Origin of the sequence: Parahoeflea olei (genome assembly GCF_001703635.1) — a bacterium.
GTDB lineage: Bacteria > Pseudomonadota > Alphaproteobacteria > Rhizobiales > Rhizobiaceae > Hoeflea > Hoeflea olei.
The window spans coordinates 105,904-123,165 of record NZ_LQZT01000002.1; the positions used below are offsets into that span (position 1 = coordinate 105,904).

The following is a 17,262-nucleotide window of genomic DNA, read 5'->3' on the forward strand; positions in this document are numbered from 1 at the left end:
AGCCTAAACGGCGTCTTGAGGAGATCGTTCCGGCCCGGGCGCTTGCCGGGAGGTCACATTGTGTTACCGCATGGCACTGATCGTGTAGCCGGCCTGGCCCAGCAGCGAGACCAGGCCTTCCTCGCCCGGCAGATGCATGGCGCCGACGGCGATGAAGGCGCCGCCCTTGTCCAGGATTGGTGCCGCCCGTTCCGCCATGATGTGGTTGCGCAGGGTGATGACGCGCTCCTCGAACGCGGCATAACCGCTGATGTCCGTGGCCACACCCTCGGGGCCTGCGGCCTGGATCACGGGCATGATCGCCGAGACCCGGCCCTGGAGATACAGGTCCGACATCGTTGCCAGGATGTCCGGCATCAGGTCGGCGAGCTTGATGGTCTCGACAAGGCCGCGCAGATGAAACTCCATCGGCAGGTCGGTCAGGGCGGCCATCTGTTCGCCGATGGTCTCGAGGCCGAGCACCTGCTTGCCCTCGTCCCCGGCCATCTTGGCGATGTTGACGTCGAGAATGTCGATGCCCTTGGCCTTGCGGGCCGCTTCGCACGGGGGCATTCCGACCATGCCGGTGATGATCCAGGGTTTCATGCGCGCCACCAGCGCCATCGGAATGCCGCGCCGGCCGAGTTCGGCCTCGACGATCTTGGCGTCTTCGGGGCTGAGCAGGGAGATCAGCGTGGTGCCGTCGGTGAACATGGTCAGGTCCGGATTGCTCATCAGCGCGGCCTGCGCCTTGACCGGATCGAGAATGTCGATGGTTTCGATCACCACCGTGCTGGCCGCCTCGAAGGCTTCGCGGGCCGGAACCGGCATTTCGGTGACTTCGGGATCGGTGACATGCATGGTGCCGAACAGCCAGGACGGATCGACGCCCGGCTTCTCGATCTTCCACAGCAACGCGTCGCCGTTCGGGGCGGCGTCGGCCTGCTTCAGCGCTTCGGCCATCCGTTCGGGATGGGAGGCGGTCAGTTCGCCGATCAGGCTGCGACCCTGGCACACGGGGGTGGTTTGCGCCATCTCGCCCGTGCCCGCTGCGGTGCCATCCGCACGCGCGTAGCCGGCCGAAAGCAGCGTTATCATGAGAAGCAGGAACAACAGCCAGGGCAGCGCCGTGGCCAGCGCCAGAACCAGATCCGGCAGCCGCGCAAGCAAGGGACGGGGCTGGCCGCAAGTTGGCTGGTGATGCATGGGTGGCCTGTCCTTTCAGCATGGGCGCCCGGGCCCTGTCGGGACCGGGGCGGCGTCGGCTGCGATCTGGTCGTTGCACGGACGGCGCGGAGGGCGCGCAGCCGGACATGCGGGGTGCGTCGACACATTAGCGTGACGGGCGCGACCAGGCAGTTAATCCCGCAAGTCTGTTTTGCCGATGGTAAACACCGGGTTAACGCGCGCACCGGAGCGCGGGCGCCGATCCGGCAGGCACGGGCTCGCGCAGGCTGATCAGGCGCGGGGGTGGGCGCGGTCGTAGATGTCGATCAGGCGCTTGCTGTCGACGCCGGTATAGACCTGGGTGGTCGAGAGGCTGGCGTGGCCCAGAAGCTCCTGGATGGTCCTCAGATCGCCGCCGCCGGCCAGCAGATGCGTGGCGAAGGAATGCCTGAGCGCATGCGGGGTCGCGGTGTCGGGCAGGTCGAGCGCGCCGCGAAGGCGCCGCATCTCCTTCTGCACGATTGCCGGCTGCAACACCCCGCCGCGGGCGCCGCGGAACATCGGCTCGTGGGGCGCGGGCACGAAGGGGCACAGCTCCAGATAGTGCGCGATCGCCGCGCGGGCGACCGGCAGGAGCGGCACGATCCGGGTCTTGTTGCCCTTGCCGGTGATCCTCAAGGTCTCGCCGTCGCGCGGCAGATCCGCGGTGCAAAGCCCGAGCGCCTCCGAGATGCGCAGGCCGCAGCCATAGAGCAGCGTCAGCACGGCGGCGTTGCGGGCGGCGATCCAGGGCTCGTCGGCAAGCTGCAGGTCGGCATCGACAACGCGCATGGCGTCGCGCGCCGAAAGCGGCTTGGGCAGGGATTTCGGCTGGCGCGGCGCGCGCGTGGCGGCTGCACCGGCGGCATTGGCGAGCCCCTTGCGTTCGAGATGGCGCAGGAACGAGCGGATGCCGGCAAGGCCGCGGCCGAGCGTGCGCGCGCCCGCACCCTCGCGGCGGCGATCGGCCAGGAAAGCGCGCAGGTCGAGCGGCTTCAGGTCGGCCAGATCGGCGATCTTCGGCGGGCCGCCCAGATGCCTGGTGAGGAAGCCCAGGAACTGGCGCAGGTCGCGCTCATAGGCCGCCGCCGTCAGCGGCGACAGCCGCCGCTCCTCGGTCAACCGGGCGAGCCAGCGCTGCTGTTCGGCGAGCACGTCGGGGGCTGCGATGACGAGCGGCTGGTCCATGAAGCTCTCCGTTGGGCGGGCCGCCGGCACCGCGCCGGGGCAGCGTCCGGGCGCGGCATGCGGCTGGTGTTTGCTGGGTGCACTATTGCATTTGTGCCTTAGCGGGGGGTAAACGATAAGGCCGTGACGGCGCGTCTTGCGCGGAACCAGGCGCCATGGTTGTGCGCTTATGTCATCATGGCATCATATTGTGTTGCCATAGGTTCGTGACAATCAGGACCGGAAGGGGTCGAGTCCATGGCGTATGTGGCGGAGATTTCAGATCGTTTGCAGGTGCTAGCGCACGGCCGGCCCGGTCACATCATCGACCGGCTGATCGCCGAGCGCGGCGGCCGGCTCGTCGATCACCCCGCCTGGCCGCTGATGCGGCCGTTTCTCTATGCGACGCTGAAATACGGCGCCGCGGTCAGGATGGCCGATGCGATCGCGCCGCTGTCGGGCCACGGCGCGCTGCAGCATATCAGCGACCTGCTGAAGCTCGACATCCAGTCGCGCGGCGAGGAGAGGATTCCGAAAAAGGGCGGGTTCCTGCTCGTCGCCAACCACCCGACCGGCATTGCCGACGGCGTGGCGATGTTCGATTTTCTCAACCGCCACCGGCCCGACATGATGATCTTCGCCAACCGCGACGCGGTGCGGGTGAGCCCGCGCTTCGACGAGATCATCATCCCGGTGGAATGGCGCGAGGACTTCAAGAGCCGCGACAAGACCCGCGAGACGCTGCAGCTGACCAACCGCGCGGTGCAGGAGGGCAAGGCGACTGTGCTGTTTCCCTCGGGCCGCATCGCCTTCTGGAACGAAGGCAAGCTCACCGAGCGGCCCTGGAAGCTCTCGGCGGTGACGCTGGCGCGGCGCTACGACCTGCCGGTGCTGCCGGTCAACATCTCGGCGCGCAATTCCGGCCTGTTCTACTGGCTCTCGAAGCACTCGACCGAACTCAGGGACATGACCGTGTTCCACGAGCTTCTGAACAAGAAGCGTCACACCTTCCGCTTCACCGTGGGCCAGCCGATCCTGCCCGACGCGCTCGACGCCGATCCGGCCGAGGCGATCAGGGCGCTCGAATACCACACCGTGCACGGCCTTGCCGCCGACCCCGACCGGGTATTCGAACCGGCGCCAAACGGCTGGAGCCAGGCTGCCTGAGGCCCCCGAAACAAAAGCCCCGAGCGACCAAAGTCAGACGACTGAAACAGGCCTGACGCAAAACGGCCCGGCAATGCCGGGCCGTTTTCGTGACAGGTGGATGTGCGCCGCTCAGGCGATGGTCTGGCCGGTCTTCTTCCAGTCGGCGAGGAAGGCGTCGAGGCCCTTGTCGGTGAGCGGGTGCTTGACCAGCGCCTTGATGGTCGAGGCGGGAATGGTCGCCACATCCGCGCCGATCAGGGCCGCTTCCTTGACATGGTTGACGGTGCGGATCGAGGCGGCGAGGATTTCCGTGTCGAAGCCGTAATTGTCGTAGATCTGGCGGATCTCGCGGATCAGGTCCATTCCGTCGATGCCCATGTCGTCGAGCCGGCCGATGAAGGGCGAGATGAAGGTGGCGCCGGCCTTGGCGGCGAGCAGCGCCTGGTTGGCCGAGAAGCATAGCGTCACATTGGTCATGTGGCCGTCGGAGGTGAGCGCCCGGCAGGCCTTCAGCCCGTCGAGCGTCAGCGGCAGCTTGATGCAGATGTTGTCGGCGATCTTCGACAGCACCGCCGCTTCCTTCATCATCTGTTCGTATTCGGTCGCCGCCACCTCGGCCGAGACCGGGCCGTCGACGATTGAGCAGATCTCCTGGGTGACTTCGCGGATGTCGCGACCGGACTTCATGATCAGCGACGGATTGGTGGTCACGCCATCGATCAGGCCCAGATCGTTGAGTTCGCGAATCTCGCTCACATCGGCGGTGTCGACAAAGAATTTCATGGGAGCCTCCAAACCTGCGCCGGCGGGGCTTGCGCGGCGCATCAATAACAAATCCGGGTTCCCTTTAGACCAAACCGGAGGCAAGGTCACGCCAAATGGCAAAAGATTCGCGACATATCCAGGACGGTTTGTTCGCGCGCAAGGTGGTGCCGGTGCTGATCCCGATGCCCGCCGAGCGCGCCTATTCCTATGCGCTGCCGGAGGGCCAGGAGGCGGTGCCGGGGCAGATCGTGCAGGTGCCGCTCGGGCCGCGGCTGGTGCCGGGAATCGTCTGGGACGGGGACACCGACCAGGTGGACCCCAAGAAGCTGCGCGAGATTGCCCAAGTGTTCGATTGCCCGCCGGTCGCCGCGCCGATGCGCCGCTTCATCGACTGGGTGTCGGGCTACACGCTGACGCCGCCGGGGCTGGTGGCGCGGATGGCGCTGAGGGCGCCGGCGGCCTTCGACCCCGAACCGATGATCGACGCGCTGCGGCTGACCGATGCCCGGCCCGAACGGATGACGGCGGCGCGCGAACGCGTGCTCGAACAGGCGGGCGACGGCTTGGCCTGGACCAGGACCGGGCTTGCCCATGCCGCGGGCGTGAGCGCCAGCGTGATCGACGGGCTTTCGGCCCAGGGCGTGTTCGAGCCGGTGCGGCTCACGCCGCCGCCGGTGGTGGCCGCGCCCGATCCCGATTACCAGCCGGCCCGCCTGGAGCCGGGCCAGGCGCAGGCGGCGGAGGCACTGCGTGCGACGGTGGCCGAGAAGGCCTTCAGCGTGACGCTGCTCGACGGCGTCACCGGCTCGGGCAAGACCGAGGTCTATTTCGAGGCGATCGCCGAGACCGTGCGGGCGGGCCGCCAGGTGCTGATCCTGCTGCCGGAAATCGCGCTGACGGCGGCCTTTCTCGACCGCTTCCACGCGCGCTTCGGGGCGCGGCCGGCGGAATGGCATTCCGAGCTGGCGCCGCGGATGCGCGAGAAAGTGTGGCGGCAGGCGGCGGAGAACCGGGTGTCGGTGGTGGCCGGCGCGCGCTCGGCGCTGTTCCTACCCTTTGCCGATCTCGGACTGATCATCGTCGATGAGGAGCACGACCCGGCCTACAAGCAGGAGGACCGGGTGTTCTACAATGCCCGCGACATGGCGGTGGTGCGCGCCCGGCTCGCGGACATTCCCACGGTTCTCGCCTCGGCCACGCCCTCGATCGAAAGCCGGGTCAATGCCGAGCAGGGCCGCTACCGGCACCTGAAGCTCGACAGCCGCTATGCCGAAGCGGTGCTGCCGGACATCAAGCTGGTGGACCTGAGGCGGCATGCGCCGGCGCGCGGCGGGTTCCTGTCGCCGGTGCTGCTCAAGGCCATGGCCGAGACGCTCGAGCGCAAGGAGCAGGCGCTGTTGTTCCTCAACCGCCGGGGCTACGCGCCGCTCACGCTCTGCCGGGTCTGCGGCCACCGGTTCGAATGCCCGGACTGTTCGAGCTGGCTGGTCGAGCACCGGTTCCGCGGCCAGCTGCAATGCCACCATTGCGGCCATGCCGAGCCCACGCCGCAGGCCTGTCCCGCCTGCGGCACGCTCGATCACTTGGCGGCCTGCGGGCCGGGGATCGAACGCATCGCGGAAGAGGCCGACCGGCATTTCCCCGATGCGCGCGTGATCGTGCTCTCATCGGACATGATGGGCGGCACCCGGCGGCTCCGGATCGAGCTCGAGGCGATCGCCAAGGGCGAGGCCGACATCGTCATCGGCACGCAGCTGGTGGCCAAGGGGCACAATTTTCCGCTGATGACGCTGGTGGGCGTGGTCGATGCCGATCTCGGGCTTTCGAACGGCGATCCGCGTGCGGCCGAGCGGACCTATCAGCTGTTGTCGCAGGTCACCGGTCGCGCCGGCCGTGCCGGGCACAAGAGCCTCGGCCTGATACAGACCTTCCAGCCGCAGCACCCGGTGATGCAGGCCTTCGCCTCGGGCGAGGCGGAAACCTTCTACGCGCGCGAGACCGACGAGCGCCGCCGCGCCCACCTGCCGCCCTTCGGCCGGCTCGCCTCGGTGATCGTTTCGGCTGCCACTCGGGTGGAGGCCGAAACCCATGCCCGGGGCTTGCGCGCCGCCGCGCCGCCCGGGCAGGGGCTGATGGTGCTCGGCCCGGCGGAAGCGCCGCTGGCGCTGATCCGCGGCCGCCACCGCTTCCGGCTGCTGATCCACGGCGAACGCGGCCGCGACATGCAGGGCTTCGTCCGCGAGATGCTCGCCAAGGGCCCGAAACCGCGCGGCTCGCTGCAGGTGCAGGTGGATATCGACCCGCAGAGTTTCTTGTGAAGCCCGCACGGGCTTGCGCGCGCGGCTGCGCCGCTGCCCCGGTCAGTCCGCGACCGAGAGCACGATCTTGCCGCGGGTGCGGCCGGCTTCGGACAGCGCCAGCGCCTGTCTGATCTGCGCGAGCGGCAGCACCGTGTCGACATGGGCGACCACCCTGCCTGCCTCGACCAGGGCTGCGATTTCGGCCAGGTTGCGGGCGTTCGGCACGGTGAAGGCGCGCTTCACCCTCACGCCGAAACGGTCGGCTTCGTCTTCGGGAAAGGCCACGACGGTGACCATGAACCCGCCCTTCTTCAGGGGCCTGAACGCGCGCCGGAAGGTCTCGCCGCCCACGGTGTCGAGCACCACGTCGATGTCGCGGGCCACCTCTTCGAAGCGCTGGCTGGTGTAGTCGATGACCACGTCCGCCCCGAGGCCGCGGACGAAGGCCTCGTTGCGCGCCGAGGCGACGGCCGTGACATGGGCGCCGCTGGCCTTCGCGAACTGGACGGCGAGCGACCCCACGCCGCCCGAGCTGTTGGTGACGAGCAGCCGTTGTCCGGCGGTGAGCCCGGCTTCGTCGAACAGCGCCTGCCAGGCGGTAGAGCCTGCGAGCGGCAGCGCCGCGGCGTGGATGATGTCGATATTGGAGGGCTTGCGCACGAGATCGGCGGCCTTGGCGAGCGCATAATCCGCAAAGGCGCCGCTATGGACCATGCCGAACACCATCTCGCCGGGCCGGAAGCCCTCGGCGCCGGGCCCGAGTTCTTCGATGGTGCCCACGCATTCGCCGCCCAGATGGATGGGCAGCGTCATGCCCATGCGCTGCCCGGCGCCGCCGCGGATCTTCCAGTCAACCGGATTGACGCCGGCAGCATGGACCTTGACCAGCACTTCGCCGGGCCCCGGCACAGGCCGCTCGGTCTCGACCAGGTCGACCACATCATTGCTGGTCCCGTAGTCCCTGATGACGACTGCTCTCATGGAAAGATTCCCTCGCTGTTGACCGGCCGATCGATAGCGCAGTATTTCTCCGACGTGACGCCAACCGACATCGCCCACAGGCCAATCGACATGGACCTCCCCTTCTCCGTCCTGCGCGCGCACAAGCCCAGGGGGGCCGCCCTGCCGCAGCACTCCCATGACCACGCGCAACTGGTGTTTGCGGCATCGGGCATGGTTCAGGTGCACACCGGGGAAGGCGTCTGGCTGGTGCCGCCGCAGCTGACCGCCTGGATCCCCTCCGGCGTTCCGCACCGGCTCGATATCCTGACCGACGCCGAACTCTGGATGGTGCACTGGCAGCCTGCGGCGATGGCGGCCTGGGCGCCCCCGGCGTTTCCCGACCGCGCCTTCGCCTCGAGGGTCACGCCCCTGCTGCGCGCGCTGCTGGCGGCCTGCGTCGAGGACGATGCCGCGCCCGAGAAGACCGGGCTGCTGGTCCGGCTGGTCCTGCTCGAACTGGCGGCGATGCCGGACGCGCCGACCTATCTCCCGCTGCCGCGAAGCCCGGTTGCAAGGCGCGTGGCCGACATCGCGCTTGGCGATCACCAGAACCGGATGGACCTTGCCGAACTCGCCGCACGCGCGGCAACCTCCGTGCGCACCGCGAGCCGGCTCTTCCCCGCCGAGACGGGGCTGACGCTGAAAGCCTGGCGGCAAAGGGCGCGGATCGTCCGCACCATGGAGCGCCTCGCCCGGGGCGAGACCATCGCCCGGGTGGCGCGCAACGCCGGCTTCTCCAGCACCGCCGCCTTCTCCGCCGCCTTCCGCAAGGTCACCGCCACGACCCCGGGCGCGTTTCTCGGAGGCGAATAGGCTGGATTGGTGGGAGGGGCGGGACTTGGTTGAGGTGAGCGGCGATCCGTAGGACTTGGGTCCGTTTCATGGAGCGGCCGCGAATATGCAAATGCAGATTGAACGCTTTTGAAGCGCAACTAACTGAAGCAGAAAGACCGCCAAGTTTTACCGCAATCCGCTATTTGGCCTTAGGCGGCAGTTCTCAAAAGTGAACTTTCAACCGCTTCCTTAATGACCGAGCTCGGACCGAGCGTTATCCTCCGGCGTCACGTTGTTTCTCGCTCATGTTCCTCGCCGAACTGACGCGCGGCCATCAGAACCGGCATCAGCGCCTCGCCACGGTCGGTGAGGCGGTATTCCACCCGCGGGGGTGTTTCTCCGAAATCCGTTCGCTGGATCAGCCCGTCAGTTTCGAGCTCGCGCAGATGCTGGGTCAGCATCTTCTGCGACACGTCAGGGATGTCGCGCAGAAGATGCGAGCTGCGCACCATCTCGTCCGCATAGAGTCGGAACAGGATCGGCAGTTTCCATCGTCCGCGGATCATCCGCAGGCAGCGGGTCACATGCGCAACGGCGCCATCCGGTCCAAGGCAGGCACTTCGATCCAGTTTTTGAGCAGGCACCTTTTGGTGCGTTCTTGCGGCTTCCATCGTGGCACTCCTAGATCACGCGCTTACGGCAACAAGGTACGAGGAACCACATCATGGATCTACTGCTGGGCGACAAGATTGCTCTGGTGACGGGAAGCAGCAAGGGCATCGGCGCTGCTATTGCACATGGCCTCGCACGGGAAGGTGCCACCGTCATCGTTCACGGACGCGACCTGGAACTGGCACGCGGCGTGGCTGAGAAGATCAAGCAAGACGGTGGCTCCGCGCATGTGGTGACGGGGGACTTGACCGAGGCCACCGAGGTGGATGCGATGCTGGATATGGCCCGCTCATTCGCGGGCGACATAGATATCCTCGTCAACAATGCGGGCGGCTCAAGCGCGGCCTCCGACTGGAGCACGACCGAACCCAGCGCATGGGCATCAACCTATGATGCCAATGTGCTGGCGGCCGTACGCATCGCCAAGGCCGTTCTGCCGCCCATGCGCCATGCAAGGTGGGGGCGGATCATCAATATCTCCAGCCTTGCGGGACTGATGCCACCTGCGGTGAACCCTGACTACTCCGCCGCCAAGGCGGCAATGCTGACTATGTCCGTCTCGATGGCGAAAGCCGTTGCGGCCGAAGGCGTGACGGTGAACACGGTTTCTCCCGGCACGATCCATAGCGAAAAGCTCGACGGCAAGTTTCGTGAGGTTGCGCAAACCAGAGGCATCGCGATCGATGCGCCTTGGGACGAAGTCGAGGCCGCGGTTCTCCCGCTCTTTGCTCAGGTTCCAATCGGCCGGGTGGGGACGCTACAGGAGATTGCGGATGCCGTCGCTTTCCTTGCCAGCTCGCGCGCTTCCTACATCACCGGTTCGAACCTCCGCCTGGACGGAGGAATGCTGCCGACGATCTGACTTGAGCTTCAATGACACACAATTATTGAAAGGAAACCGGAATGAGCATCTTCGACCACGTCAGCCTCAAAACCACGCGCCTGAGCGACATGCAACGCTTCTACGAGGCGGCGCTCGCGCCGCTGGGTATCGGCAAGAAGTTCTTTGTTGATCGCCCTGAGGGCGGGGTCGCCGGCTTCGGGCGCGATCGCGTCGAGCTTTTCATTGGCGACGCGAGGGGAATGGAACCGACACCGGTTCATATGGCTTTCCGTGCCAATGACCGAGAAGAGGTCGTGGCATTTCATGAAGCCGCCATAGATGCCGGCGGCACGGACAACGGAGCGCCGGGTATACGCTCGCAATATCACGACGCCTATTACGCCGCGTTCGTCATTGACCCCGCCGGAAACAACGTCGAGGCGGTGTTCCAAGGTTCGGACTGAACCGAACAACAGGCAAAGTGTCGCTGATATGCTGCGACCGGGTATCTGCTTTCGGATGCGCAGAAGAACTTCTCAAGTCCAAAATGGGGCGCGAAGCCGACAACACTTCCAGCTTCCCGACCATCCGCCGGCGGGCCAAGCGAACAATGTCTCGGTCTCAGACGGAACCCCGCTCTCGGCCCCCGACCGGACGTCGTTGACATGGCCGATGACAGGCCGATATGTGCGTCATGACTGATCTTTCCACCCTACCGCTTTCCGAGTTGGGCGTCGATGAGGCTCTGCGGCCCAGGGCGCCGGCGGTGCCCGAGGCGACGGAGGCGCACCGTCGCCAGGGCGGACAGCTGGCCGCAATCCATAGCCATTATCTCAGGGAAATGGCGCAGATCGGCGCGATCCTCGCGAGAATCGAGGCGCGCGACGCGCCGCCGGAGCAACTGAAGCAGATCGTGCTTTCCCTCGACATGGCCGAGAATTTTCGGGCCTTCGGGTCGTTGTGCGGTCGTGAATGCCACGTGCTCAAGTTTCACCACGACATCGAAAGCGCCGACATGTTCCCGCGGATCGAGGCAGCGGGCGGCGGCAGGTTTCGCGAGATCGTGGCGAAGCTCAAGGCGGAGCACGAGGTCGTCCACGAGTTGATCATCCGGCTGAGCCGTGCCGCCGATGCGCTGGCGCAAAGCCCCACGGAGGCGAATTTCGCAAAGGCCGGCGCCACATTCCGAAAGCTCGAAGAGGTCGTGCGCTCGCATTTCGGCTATGAGGAAACCGAACTGGCGGAGGCGATCGGGTATTACCTCGGCTCGATCTGACGCCGCCCTCGCGCGGGCCTTTTCCGCACATCCTGCTGTCCGCTTCGGGCCACGACGCAGTCGCGGTGAGCCCCTTGGCTTCGTTCGCCGGCGAGGGCGCTGACCTTGCGCCAGCGCCCACTCGCTACGCCCCGTTCTTGTCCGCCTCGCCTTCGGCCTTTGCGCCAACCTGCTCCAGTTTCACCGGCAGTTCGTCGGTGCGGCCTTCCTTGTCGCGGCCGAGGAACAGGGTGGTGTGCGGGAAGGGGATTTCGATGCCCTTTTCGTCCATCACCTGCTTGACGAGTTCCGTGTAGGCGCGGCCGAGGCCCCATTGCTGGCCGGGCTTGGTCTTGATGCGGGCGCGGATCATCACCGCACTGTCGCCGAGACCGGTGACGCCGTGCATTTCGAGCGGGCCGAGGATGTCGGACTTGTGCTCGGTCTGCATCAGCCGGTCGAAGGCCTCCTGCATCGCCGCCTTTCCGTCGGCCACGTTCTCCTTGTAGGCGATGCCCACCTGCTCGACATGGTAGGAGAAGTTGCGCATGTAGTTCGACACCGAATCGACCGAGCTGAACGGGATGATGTGGTAGGTGCCCGACAGGTCGCGCAGCGACACCGAGCGCAGCGTCAGCCGCTCGACCGCGCCGGTGATGCCGCCGGCGCCGACCACATCGCCCACATTCATGGCGTTCTCGAGCTGGATGAAGATGCCCGAAATGATGTCCTGCACCAGTTTCTGCGCGCCGAAGCCGATGGCGAGGCCGAGCACGCCGGCACCGGCGAGAAGCGGGCCGATGTCGATGCCCAGTTCCGACAGCGCGATCATGCCGCCGAAGACGACCAGCGCCACGGTGAGCGCGTTCTTGAGCAGCGAATAGAGCGTGCGGTAGCGCGCGGCATTGCGTGCCGACCCGGTGCTATGGTCCATGCGGTAGTCGATCCAGGAGGAGGCGGCGGCCCAGACGATCGCGCAGACCGTGACGACGATCAGCGCGCTGATCAGGCCCGCGACGATGGCCGAGCCGCGCTCGCCCTCGAGCCAGGCGCCGACATCGACCAGCGCCCAGGAATCGATCACCACGGCGAGGATGGCGATGGTCACCAGCAGCCAGACCACGCGCATCAGCACCGGCACGAAGGAGGTCAGCCGCGTCGACAGCGCCTGGCTGTCGAGCGGCAGGAAGCCGGGCGTGCGCACGCGCAGCGTCGAGAGATAGCCGGTGGCGCGCAGCACCAGCGCGCCGACGATCAGCGCGGCCAGCGTCCGCAGCGTGGCGCCGCCGACGAAATCGACGAACAGCGCCGGGCGCGACAGCGCGATCACATAGCTCACGCCGATATAGACATAGGCGATCAGCGGCCAGACCTGCATGATGGCGGACTGCACCGGTTCGGGCAGCGCCTCCTCCACGGCCGCGTCGGCTTCTTCCACGGGCTCGCTCGCGGGGCGCCTGGCGGCCTCCTGCTGCAGGCGGGAAAGCGCATGGATGGCGCGCACGGCATAGATCGCGGCCAGGCTGTAGACCACGACCCTCAGGCTGCGGCCGACGGTGAACGAGATCAGGCTGTTGGCGGCGGGCACGACGAAGGCGATGCCGAAGATCAGGATCGCCGAAAGCCGGATCCCGCGGCTGCGGATCATCGCCCGCACCGGCGGGGCGAAGCGCATCAGCGCGTAGTCGCCGCCGACGATGCCGGTGATCACGCGGATGACGATGGCGGTGATGCCGGTGACCAGGAAGGCGTTGAGATAGAGCGTCTGCTGGAACGAGACCCCGCCCGGGCCGAACAGCGTCGCCGCCAGCGCGCCGGTGGCGAAATAGGCGATCGCGAGGGCTGCGATCTCGGCCAGGAAAAACAGCGCGATGAGCGTGATCGCCGCGATCAGGCCGCGGTCGCGCAGGCGCCGTTCGATGCCGCCGAGCGCCCCGCGCGCGAGCCGCTTGGCGGCGAAATAGATCCCGAGCGAGATCGCGATCGTCAGCGCCAGCGGGGCGAGCAGCCCGCCGATCCGGTCCCAGTCGATCTGGGTGCGGCCGTCGAACAGGCTGGTGGCCCCGGAAAGGTCGGACAGGAACCTGCCGCCGATGTCGAGCGCCTCGTCGATGGCGCCCTTGGTGAAGGTCGCAAGCTGTGCGGCGAGCGTGGTCGGCGCCTCCTCTTCCGCGGCGGCCGCCTCGCCGGCGCCGGGCCTGGCGGTCTCGAGCGCTTGAATGAGCCTGTCGCGCGCGGCCTCATCCTTGAGCACGTCGAGCAGCGGGGCGATCACCGCATCGGTGGTGTCCGCTTTGCTGGCCGTGTCGCTGGCCGATCCGGATTCCGTGGCGGCGCCCGCGGTCACGCCTTGGGCCGAGGCCGCGGGCGTGAGCGGGGAGGCGGCGATCAGCAGGGCGGCCAGCAGAAGGCTGAAGAGGGCGGCAGACAGGCGGCGGGCAGGGGGGCAGGCGGATGGCATGGCAGTTCCAGTTTTCTTGTCGCGCGGAGGCGCGCTGCTTGGGCGGGCGCGCGGCGCGGGCACTTCTTCCTGACGTGGCGCAGGCCCGCCTGCCGGAGGCGGCACGGGCCTGGTGTTCGGACGCTGCGCGGGCCGCGCGGCGTGGGGCAGTGAAGGCTTAGAATAGGGCAGTGATGCGGCGCATCAACCCGGCGCAAGCGCCAAGGCGGTTCAGCGCCCCTGTGGCTCGACCTCGGCGCGGGCCTCGCCCAGGCCCCAGCGCACGCGCGCCCAGAGCCGCTCATGCAGGAAGAAGAAGGCCAGCCCGGTCGCCGAGGTCGACAGCGCGAAAGTCAGCGCCGACAGCATCGCGCCGGTGTGGAGCCAGGCGATCAGGGCGGTGCTGACAAGCCCCAGCGCCTGCCAGCTGACGGCCTTGACGATGGTTCTGACGGGCGAGTCCATGACTACAAGGCACTCCTTCGAGGGGTTCGGAACGGCTCCTGTGTAGCGCTTCCGCGCGCCCGCGGGCATTTGGAATCTTCGCTGCAAGAACGCATGATTGTTGATAATAATCCACATCTGTGCAGATAATTGGCCATGCACAAGACCGAGCGCGCAGAGCTGTTCCGCACCCGGCTGGCCGCGCGGCTGGCGCTGACGGGCATGAACCGCAGTGCGCTGGCGCGCGTTGCCGGCGTCGATCGCTCGACCATCGCCCAGCTTCTGTCGGGCGACGAGGTGCGACTGCCGAACGCCCATCTCGCCGCCGAATGCGCGCAGGCGCTCGGGGTGAGTGCGGACTGGCTGCTCGGCCTGTCAGACCGGCCCGAATCGGCGGCCGAGGTGCTGTCGGCCAGTTTCCGCATGGAGACCGCGCAGCGCACGCCCGCCGACGAGCAGATCATCGCCTGGCACCGCGAGGCCGCGGGCCACAAGATCCGCCACGTGCCGGCAACGCTGCCCGACATGCTCAAGACCTCCGCGGTGCTGGAATGGGAATATGCGGCGTTTCTCGACAAGACCCCGGAGCAGGCGCGCGGGGCGATGCGCGAGACGGTCGACTGGCTCGGCGCGCCGGGGTCGGACTACGAGATCTGCGTCTCCATCGATAAGGTGCGTTCGCTGGCCCGCGGCGAGGGCTACTGGCGCGGGCTCGACCGCGAGGTGCGCGCCGAGCAGATTGCCTTCATGGCCGAGCGCTGCGTCCGGCTCTATCCGTCGCTCAGGCTGTATCTCTATGATTCGCGCAAGGTGTTCTCGGCGCCGCTGACGGTGTTCGGGCGGCTCCTGGCGGCGGTTTATGTCGGGCAGTTCTACTTGGTCTATCGCGACAGTCGCCAGGTCGCGGCGCTCACCGATCATTTCGACGCGCTGGTGCGCGAATCCTCGGTGGAAGCGCGCAATGCCGGCAAGGTCATCCGCGACATGCTCGACGGGGTTGCCTTTCGCGACCCCGCTCCCTAACCTTTCACGAAATCGGATCGGCGACAGGCGCCGCACTTCCGGAAGCTGGCGCAGACCGGCGCCGGCATGAACTCCAAATGTGCCGGCCGCTTCCGCCGCATGATGCATGAACCCCAGGCGCCGCAGGCGGCATTCGATGCCGTTGCCCCAGAGAAAGACCGGTCTTGAAATCTCCCGTTGCTGCCGACCGCCCGCGGCTTGACGTCGACCATGAAGCCATGCCGCCGCTCGCCATGGTGCTGGCGCTCGGCACCTTCATGGGGTTCGCCGTGCTCGACACCACCGCCAAATATCTGGTGACCATCGGCTATGCGGCGGTGTTCGTGGTCTGGTGCCGGTTCGTGGGCCAGGGGCTGATCTGCTTCTTCCTGTTCCAGGGCTGGCGCAAGGCCGATCTCTACCGGGTCAACAACGTGCCGCTGCAGGTGGTGCGCGGGCTTCTTCTGCCGTCGACGACGCTGTTCAATTTCCTGGCGCTCCGCGATCTGCAGCTCGCGCAGACGGTCAGCATCTTTCTCACCGTACCGATGTTCGTGACCGCGCTCGCCGGTCCGCTGCTCGGCGAATGGGCCGGCATCCGCCGCTGGACGGCGATCATGGTCGGCTTCATCGGCGTGCTGATCGTGGTCCGTCCCGGCACCGACGTGTTCCAGCCGGCGATCATCTGGTCGATCCTGGCGGCGCTCACCCATTCGCTCTATTCGATCCTCACCCGCAAGCTGGCGATGGGCGAGAGCCAGCGCAGCCTGGTGTTCTATTCCTGCATCTTCGGCATGGTGCTGCTCGCGCCGCCGGCATTCGCTTACGGGGAACTGCCCGGCTCGCTCGGGGACGCGCTGTTGCTCGCCTGCCTCGGCGGCTTCGGCATGGGCGGGCATGTGCTGCTCGTCAAGGCGAGCCGGCTCGCGAGTGCGTCGAAGGTGGCGCCGTTCATCTACAGCCAGCTTCTGTGGATGGTGCTGTTGGGGCTGATCGTGTTCGGCGACGTGCCGGACCTGTGGACCCTGGTCGGCGCCTCGATCATCTGCCTGAGCGGCTTCTACATCATGAACCGCGAGCGCCAGATCGCCCGCCTCGACCGGCTGAGCGCGCAGCAGCGGCAGTGAGCCGCTCGCGGCCAGAGTTGAAAATGGATAATTATTATACCATATTTATCCATGGAGTTTGAGTTCGACCCCAACAAGAGCGTTTCGAACCTGTCGAAGCATGGCATCGATTTCGATCGCGCGCAGGCTCTTTGGGATGACCCATGGATGCTCGAGGCGCCGGTCGTGACCGAGGATGAGCCGCGGTTCATCTCGATCGGGAAGATCGATGGCAGGCACTGGGCCGCCATCTGGACGCCGCGGGGCAGTGCGGTGCGGATCATATCGGTACGACGCGCGCGGAAAGAGGAGATCGGTCGCTATGAAGACAGCTGAGTTCGACAAGGCATTTGATGCCGGGGAAGACGTGACCGATGCGATCGACTGGTCGAGGGCGCGGCGGCGCAACGACCAGCTCAAGCGCGTGAACGTGGATTTCCCGGCATGGGTCGTGGATGCCCTGGACAAGCAGGCCCGGCATCTGGGCGTCACGCGGCAATCGCTGATCAAGCTCTGGATCGCCGAGCGGCTGCAATAGGACCCTGTCTGCAAAGCCGGCTTTGGCGGAAGCCGAGGGCATGTTATCCCAAGGCCCGAACGATGCGGGAGCAGCCCGTGCACGGACATGAAGCGGAGATGCTTGAATGATCGAATTCTATTGGCCGGCCTCCCAGGGGGAATGGATGGCGTGGTCGTCGGCACTGGTGACGATCGGTTTCGGCCTGATCCTGCTGTTCGCGCCGCGGGCCTCGCTGAAGATCCTGAGATTGCAGACCGCGCCCGACCATCCCGAGGCGCTCTCGGAGGCGCGCGGCACCATGGCGGGCTTCTATCTCGGCGTGGGCCTGTGCGCGCTGCTGCTGGCACAGCCCTGGACCTATCTGGCGCTCGGCGCGGGCTGGCTGTTTACGGCTTTCGGGCGAATCATCTCGATGCTGTCGGACCGTGGCGGCACGCTCTTCAATTTCGCCTCGGTGATCCTCGAGGCGGCGCTCGCGCTGGCGCCGCTGTGGTTCGGGCTTGAGGGGCTGGGCCTCGTCTAGGGCCGGGGTCCGACGCAGGACCCGCCGCCCCGCCGGCGGGAAATCGCCGGCTCAGTCCAAAGCAGGTGCGATATGGGGCTCCCGGCGTGTTGCGAGTCCCGACGCTCTATGCTAGACGAACCGCGCGTTTGGGGA

Annotated in this window: 18 protein-coding genes; 11 read left to right on the top strand and 7 right to left on the bottom strand. The window is 66.9% G+C overall.

Translation table 11 applies throughout. The features are described from left to right. Nucleotides 1–63: 63 nt before the first annotated feature. Together AWJ14_RS03595 and AWJ14_RS03600 are read right to left on the bottom strand one after the other, a co-directional pair. Nucleotides 64–1,185, bottom strand: a complete 1,122-nt coding sequence (locus AWJ14_RS03595) for a TraB/GumN family protein (protein ID WP_245304115.1) — start codon at nt 1,183–1,185, stop codon at nt 64–66. A 252-nt stretch (nt 1,186–1,437) separates the two neighbouring features. Further along, complete coding sequence (locus tag AWJ14_RS03600) at nt 1,438–2,373, bottom strand: tyrosine recombinase XerC (protein ID WP_066175077.1); 936 nt, start codon at nt 2,371–2,373, stop codon at nt 1,438–1,440. A 237-nt stretch (nt 2,374–2,610) separates the two neighbouring features. On the opposite strand from AWJ14_RS03600, the gene AWJ14_RS03605 reads away from it, so the two are divergent. After that, nucleotides 2,611–3,519: a GNAT family N-acetyltransferase gene (locus tag AWJ14_RS03605; RefSeq protein WP_066175080.1), complete on the top strand. Its 909-nt coding sequence runs from the start codon at nt 2,611–2,613 to the stop codon at nt 3,517–3,519. Nucleotides 3,520–3,630: 111 nt separating this feature from the next. Here the strand turns inward: AWJ14_RS03605 and fsa are convergent, their stop codons facing one another. Then, a complete protein-coding gene (gene fsa / locus AWJ14_RS03610; RefSeq protein WP_066175082.1) occupies nt 3,631–4,284 on the bottom strand; it encodes a fructose-6-phosphate aldolase in 654 nt (217 codons plus the stop codon). 95 nt (nt 4,285–4,379) lie between these two features. Between fsa and AWJ14_RS03615 the strand changes: the two genes are divergently transcribed. After that, the gene (locus AWJ14_RS03615) at nt 4,380–6,584 is read left to right on the top strand and encodes a primosomal protein N' (protein WP_066175084.1); all 2,205 of its coding nucleotides are present in this window, start codon (nt 4,380–4,382) and stop codon (nt 6,582–6,584) included. A 42-nt stretch (nt 6,585–6,626) separates the two neighbouring features. Here AWJ14_RS03615 and AWJ14_RS03620 read toward each other — a convergent pair whose 3' ends face one another. Next, complete coding sequence (locus AWJ14_RS03620; protein WP_066175086.1) at nt 6,627–7,547, bottom strand: NADP-dependent oxidoreductase; 921 nt, start codon at nt 7,545–7,547, stop codon at nt 6,627–6,629. A gap of 18 nt (nt 7,548–7,565) precedes the next feature. Here AWJ14_RS03620 and AWJ14_RS03625 point away from each other — a divergent pair, with 18 nt between their 5' ends. Further along, on the top strand, nt 7,566–8,381 hold the full coding sequence (locus AWJ14_RS03625; RefSeq protein WP_245304116.1) for an AraC family transcriptional regulator: 816 nt from the start codon (nt 7,566–7,568) through the stop codon (nt 8,379–8,381). Nucleotides 8,382–8,629: 248 nt separating this feature from the next. On the opposite strand, the gene AWJ14_RS03630 is transcribed toward AWJ14_RS03625, so the two are convergent. Further along, on the bottom strand, nt 8,630–9,013 hold the full coding sequence (locus AWJ14_RS03630) for a winged helix-turn-helix transcriptional regulator (RefSeq protein WP_066175088.1): 384 nt from the start codon (nt 9,011–9,013) through the stop codon (nt 8,630–8,632). A gap of 53 nt (nt 9,014–9,066) precedes the next feature. Here AWJ14_RS03630 and AWJ14_RS03635 point away from each other — a divergent pair, with 53 nt between their 5' ends. From AWJ14_RS03635 to AWJ14_RS03645, 3 genes are all read left to right on the top strand, one after another. Then, nucleotides 9,067–9,876, top strand: a complete 810-nt coding sequence (locus AWJ14_RS03635) for an SDR family NAD(P)-dependent oxidoreductase (RefSeq protein WP_066175090.1) — start codon at nt 9,067–9,069, stop codon at nt 9,874–9,876. A gap of 41 nt (nt 9,877–9,917) precedes the next feature. Continuing rightward, nucleotides 9,918–10,301 (top strand): VOC family protein, encoded by a 384-nt coding sequence (locus AWJ14_RS03640; protein ID WP_066175093.1) that lies wholly within the window; start codon nt 9,918–9,920, stop codon nt 10,299–10,301. Nucleotides 10,302–10,531: 230 nt separating this feature from the next. Continuing rightward, the gene (locus AWJ14_RS03645) at nt 10,532–11,113 is read left to right on the top strand and encodes a hemerythrin domain-containing protein (RefSeq protein WP_171904811.1); all 582 of its coding nucleotides are present in this window, start codon (nt 10,532–10,534) and stop codon (nt 11,111–11,113) included. 124 nt (nt 11,114–11,237) lie between these two features. Here the strand turns inward: AWJ14_RS03645 and AWJ14_RS03650 are convergent, their stop codons facing one another. Continuing rightward, on the bottom strand, nt 11,238–13,553 hold the full coding sequence (locus AWJ14_RS03650; RefSeq protein ID WP_066175097.1) for a mechanosensitive ion channel domain-containing protein: 2,316 nt from the start codon (nt 13,551–13,553) through the stop codon (nt 11,238–11,240). 210 nt (nt 13,554–13,763) lie between these two features. Beyond that, entirely contained in the window at nt 13,764–13,997 is a 234-nt protein-coding gene (locus AWJ14_RS03655) for a DUF2061 domain-containing protein (RefSeq protein WP_066175100.1), read from the bottom strand. Nucleotides 13,998–14,132: 135 nt separating this feature from the next. Between AWJ14_RS03655 and AWJ14_RS03660 the strand changes: the two genes are divergently transcribed. The 5 genes from AWJ14_RS03660 (at nt 14,133) to AWJ14_RS03680 (ending at nt 17,127) form a co-directional block, all read left to right on the top strand. Continuing rightward, on the top strand, nt 14,133–14,999 hold the full coding sequence (locus tag AWJ14_RS03660; RefSeq protein WP_066175102.1) for a helix-turn-helix transcriptional regulator: 867 nt from the start codon (nt 14,133–14,135) through the stop codon (nt 14,997–14,999). 164 nt (nt 15,000–15,163) lie between these two features. After that, nucleotides 15,164–16,105: a DMT family transporter gene (locus tag AWJ14_RS03665; protein WP_245304117.1), complete on the top strand. Its 942-nt coding sequence runs from the start codon at nt 15,164–15,166 to the stop codon at nt 16,103–16,105. Nucleotides 16,106–16,156: 51 nt separating this feature from the next. Beyond that, nucleotides 16,157–16,420, top strand: coding sequence for a BrnT family toxin (locus AWJ14_RS03670; RefSeq protein WP_066175103.1), 264 nt, complete (start codon nt 16,157–16,159; stop codon nt 16,418–16,420). Beyond that, nucleotides 16,407–16,622, top strand: a complete 216-nt coding sequence (gene brnA / locus AWJ14_RS03675; protein WP_066175105.1) for a type II toxin-antitoxin system BrnA family antitoxin — start codon at nt 16,407–16,409, stop codon at nt 16,620–16,622. The genes AWJ14_RS03670 and brnA overlap by 14 nt, the downstream gene beginning before the upstream one ends. A gap of 106 nt (nt 16,623–16,728) precedes the next feature. Next, nucleotides 16,729–17,127: an AGROH133_08824 family phage infection protein gene (locus tag AWJ14_RS03680; RefSeq protein WP_139112516.1), complete on the top strand. Its 399-nt coding sequence runs from the start codon at nt 16,729–16,731 to the stop codon at nt 17,125–17,127. Nucleotides 17,128–17,262 lie beyond the last annotated feature (135 nt).

Bases quoted from the DNA above. Each gene is read 5' to 3' on its own strand.
- AWJ14_RS03595 (WP_245304115.1), bottom strand. From the start codon at position 1,185: ATGCATCACCAGCCAACTTGCGGCCAGCCCCGTCCCTTGCTTGCGCGG.
- AWJ14_RS03600 (WP_066175077.1), bottom strand. From the start codon at position 2,373: ATGGACCAGCCGCTCGTCATCGCAGCCCCCGACGTGCTCGCCGAACAG.
- AWJ14_RS03605 (WP_066175080.1), top strand. From the start codon at position 2,611: ATGGCGTATGTGGCGGAGATTTCAGATCGTTTGCAGGTGCTAGCGCAC.
- fsa (WP_066175082.1), bottom strand. From the start codon at position 4,284: ATGAAATTCTTTGTCGACACCGCCGATGTGAGCGAGATTCGCGAACTC.
- AWJ14_RS03615 (WP_066175084.1), top strand. From the start codon at position 4,380: ATGGCAAAAGATTCGCGACATATCCAGGACGGTTTGTTCGCGCGCAAG.
- AWJ14_RS03620 (WP_066175086.1), bottom strand. From the start codon at position 7,547: ATGAGAGCAGTCGTCATCAGGGACTACGGGACCAGCAATGATGTGGTC.
- AWJ14_RS03630 (WP_066175088.1), bottom strand. From the start codon at position 9,013: ATGGAAGCCGCAAGAACGCACCAAAAGGTGCCTGCTCAAAAACTGGAT.
- AWJ14_RS03635 (WP_066175090.1), top strand. From the start codon at position 9,067: ATGGATCTACTGCTGGGCGACAAGATTGCTCTGGTGACGGGAAGCAGC.
- AWJ14_RS03640 (WP_066175093.1), top strand. From the start codon at position 9,918: ATGAGCATCTTCGACCACGTCAGCCTCAAAACCACGCGCCTGAGCGAC.
- AWJ14_RS03645 (WP_171904811.1), top strand. From the start codon at position 10,532: ATGACTGATCTTTCCACCCTACCGCTTTCCGAGTTGGGCGTCGATGAG.
- AWJ14_RS03650 (WP_066175097.1), bottom strand. From the start codon at position 13,553: ATGCCATCCGCCTGCCCCCCTGCCCGCCGCCTGTCTGCCGCCCTCTTC.
- AWJ14_RS03655 (WP_066175100.1), bottom strand. From the start codon at position 13,997: ATGGACTCGCCCGTCAGAACCATCGTCAAGGCCGTCAGCTGGCAGGCG.
- AWJ14_RS03660 (WP_066175102.1), top strand. From the start codon at position 14,133: ATGCACAAGACCGAGCGCGCAGAGCTGTTCCGCACCCGGCTGGCCGCG.
- AWJ14_RS03670 (WP_066175103.1), top strand. From the start codon at position 16,157: ATGGAGTTTGAGTTCGACCCCAACAAGAGCGTTTCGAACCTGTCGAAG.
- brnA (WP_066175105.1), top strand. From the start codon at position 16,407: ATGAAGACAGCTGAGTTCGACAAGGCATTTGATGCCGGGGAAGACGTG.
- AWJ14_RS03680 (WP_139112516.1), top strand. From the start codon at position 16,729: ATGATCGAATTCTATTGGCCGGCCTCCCAGGGGGAATGGATGGCGTGG.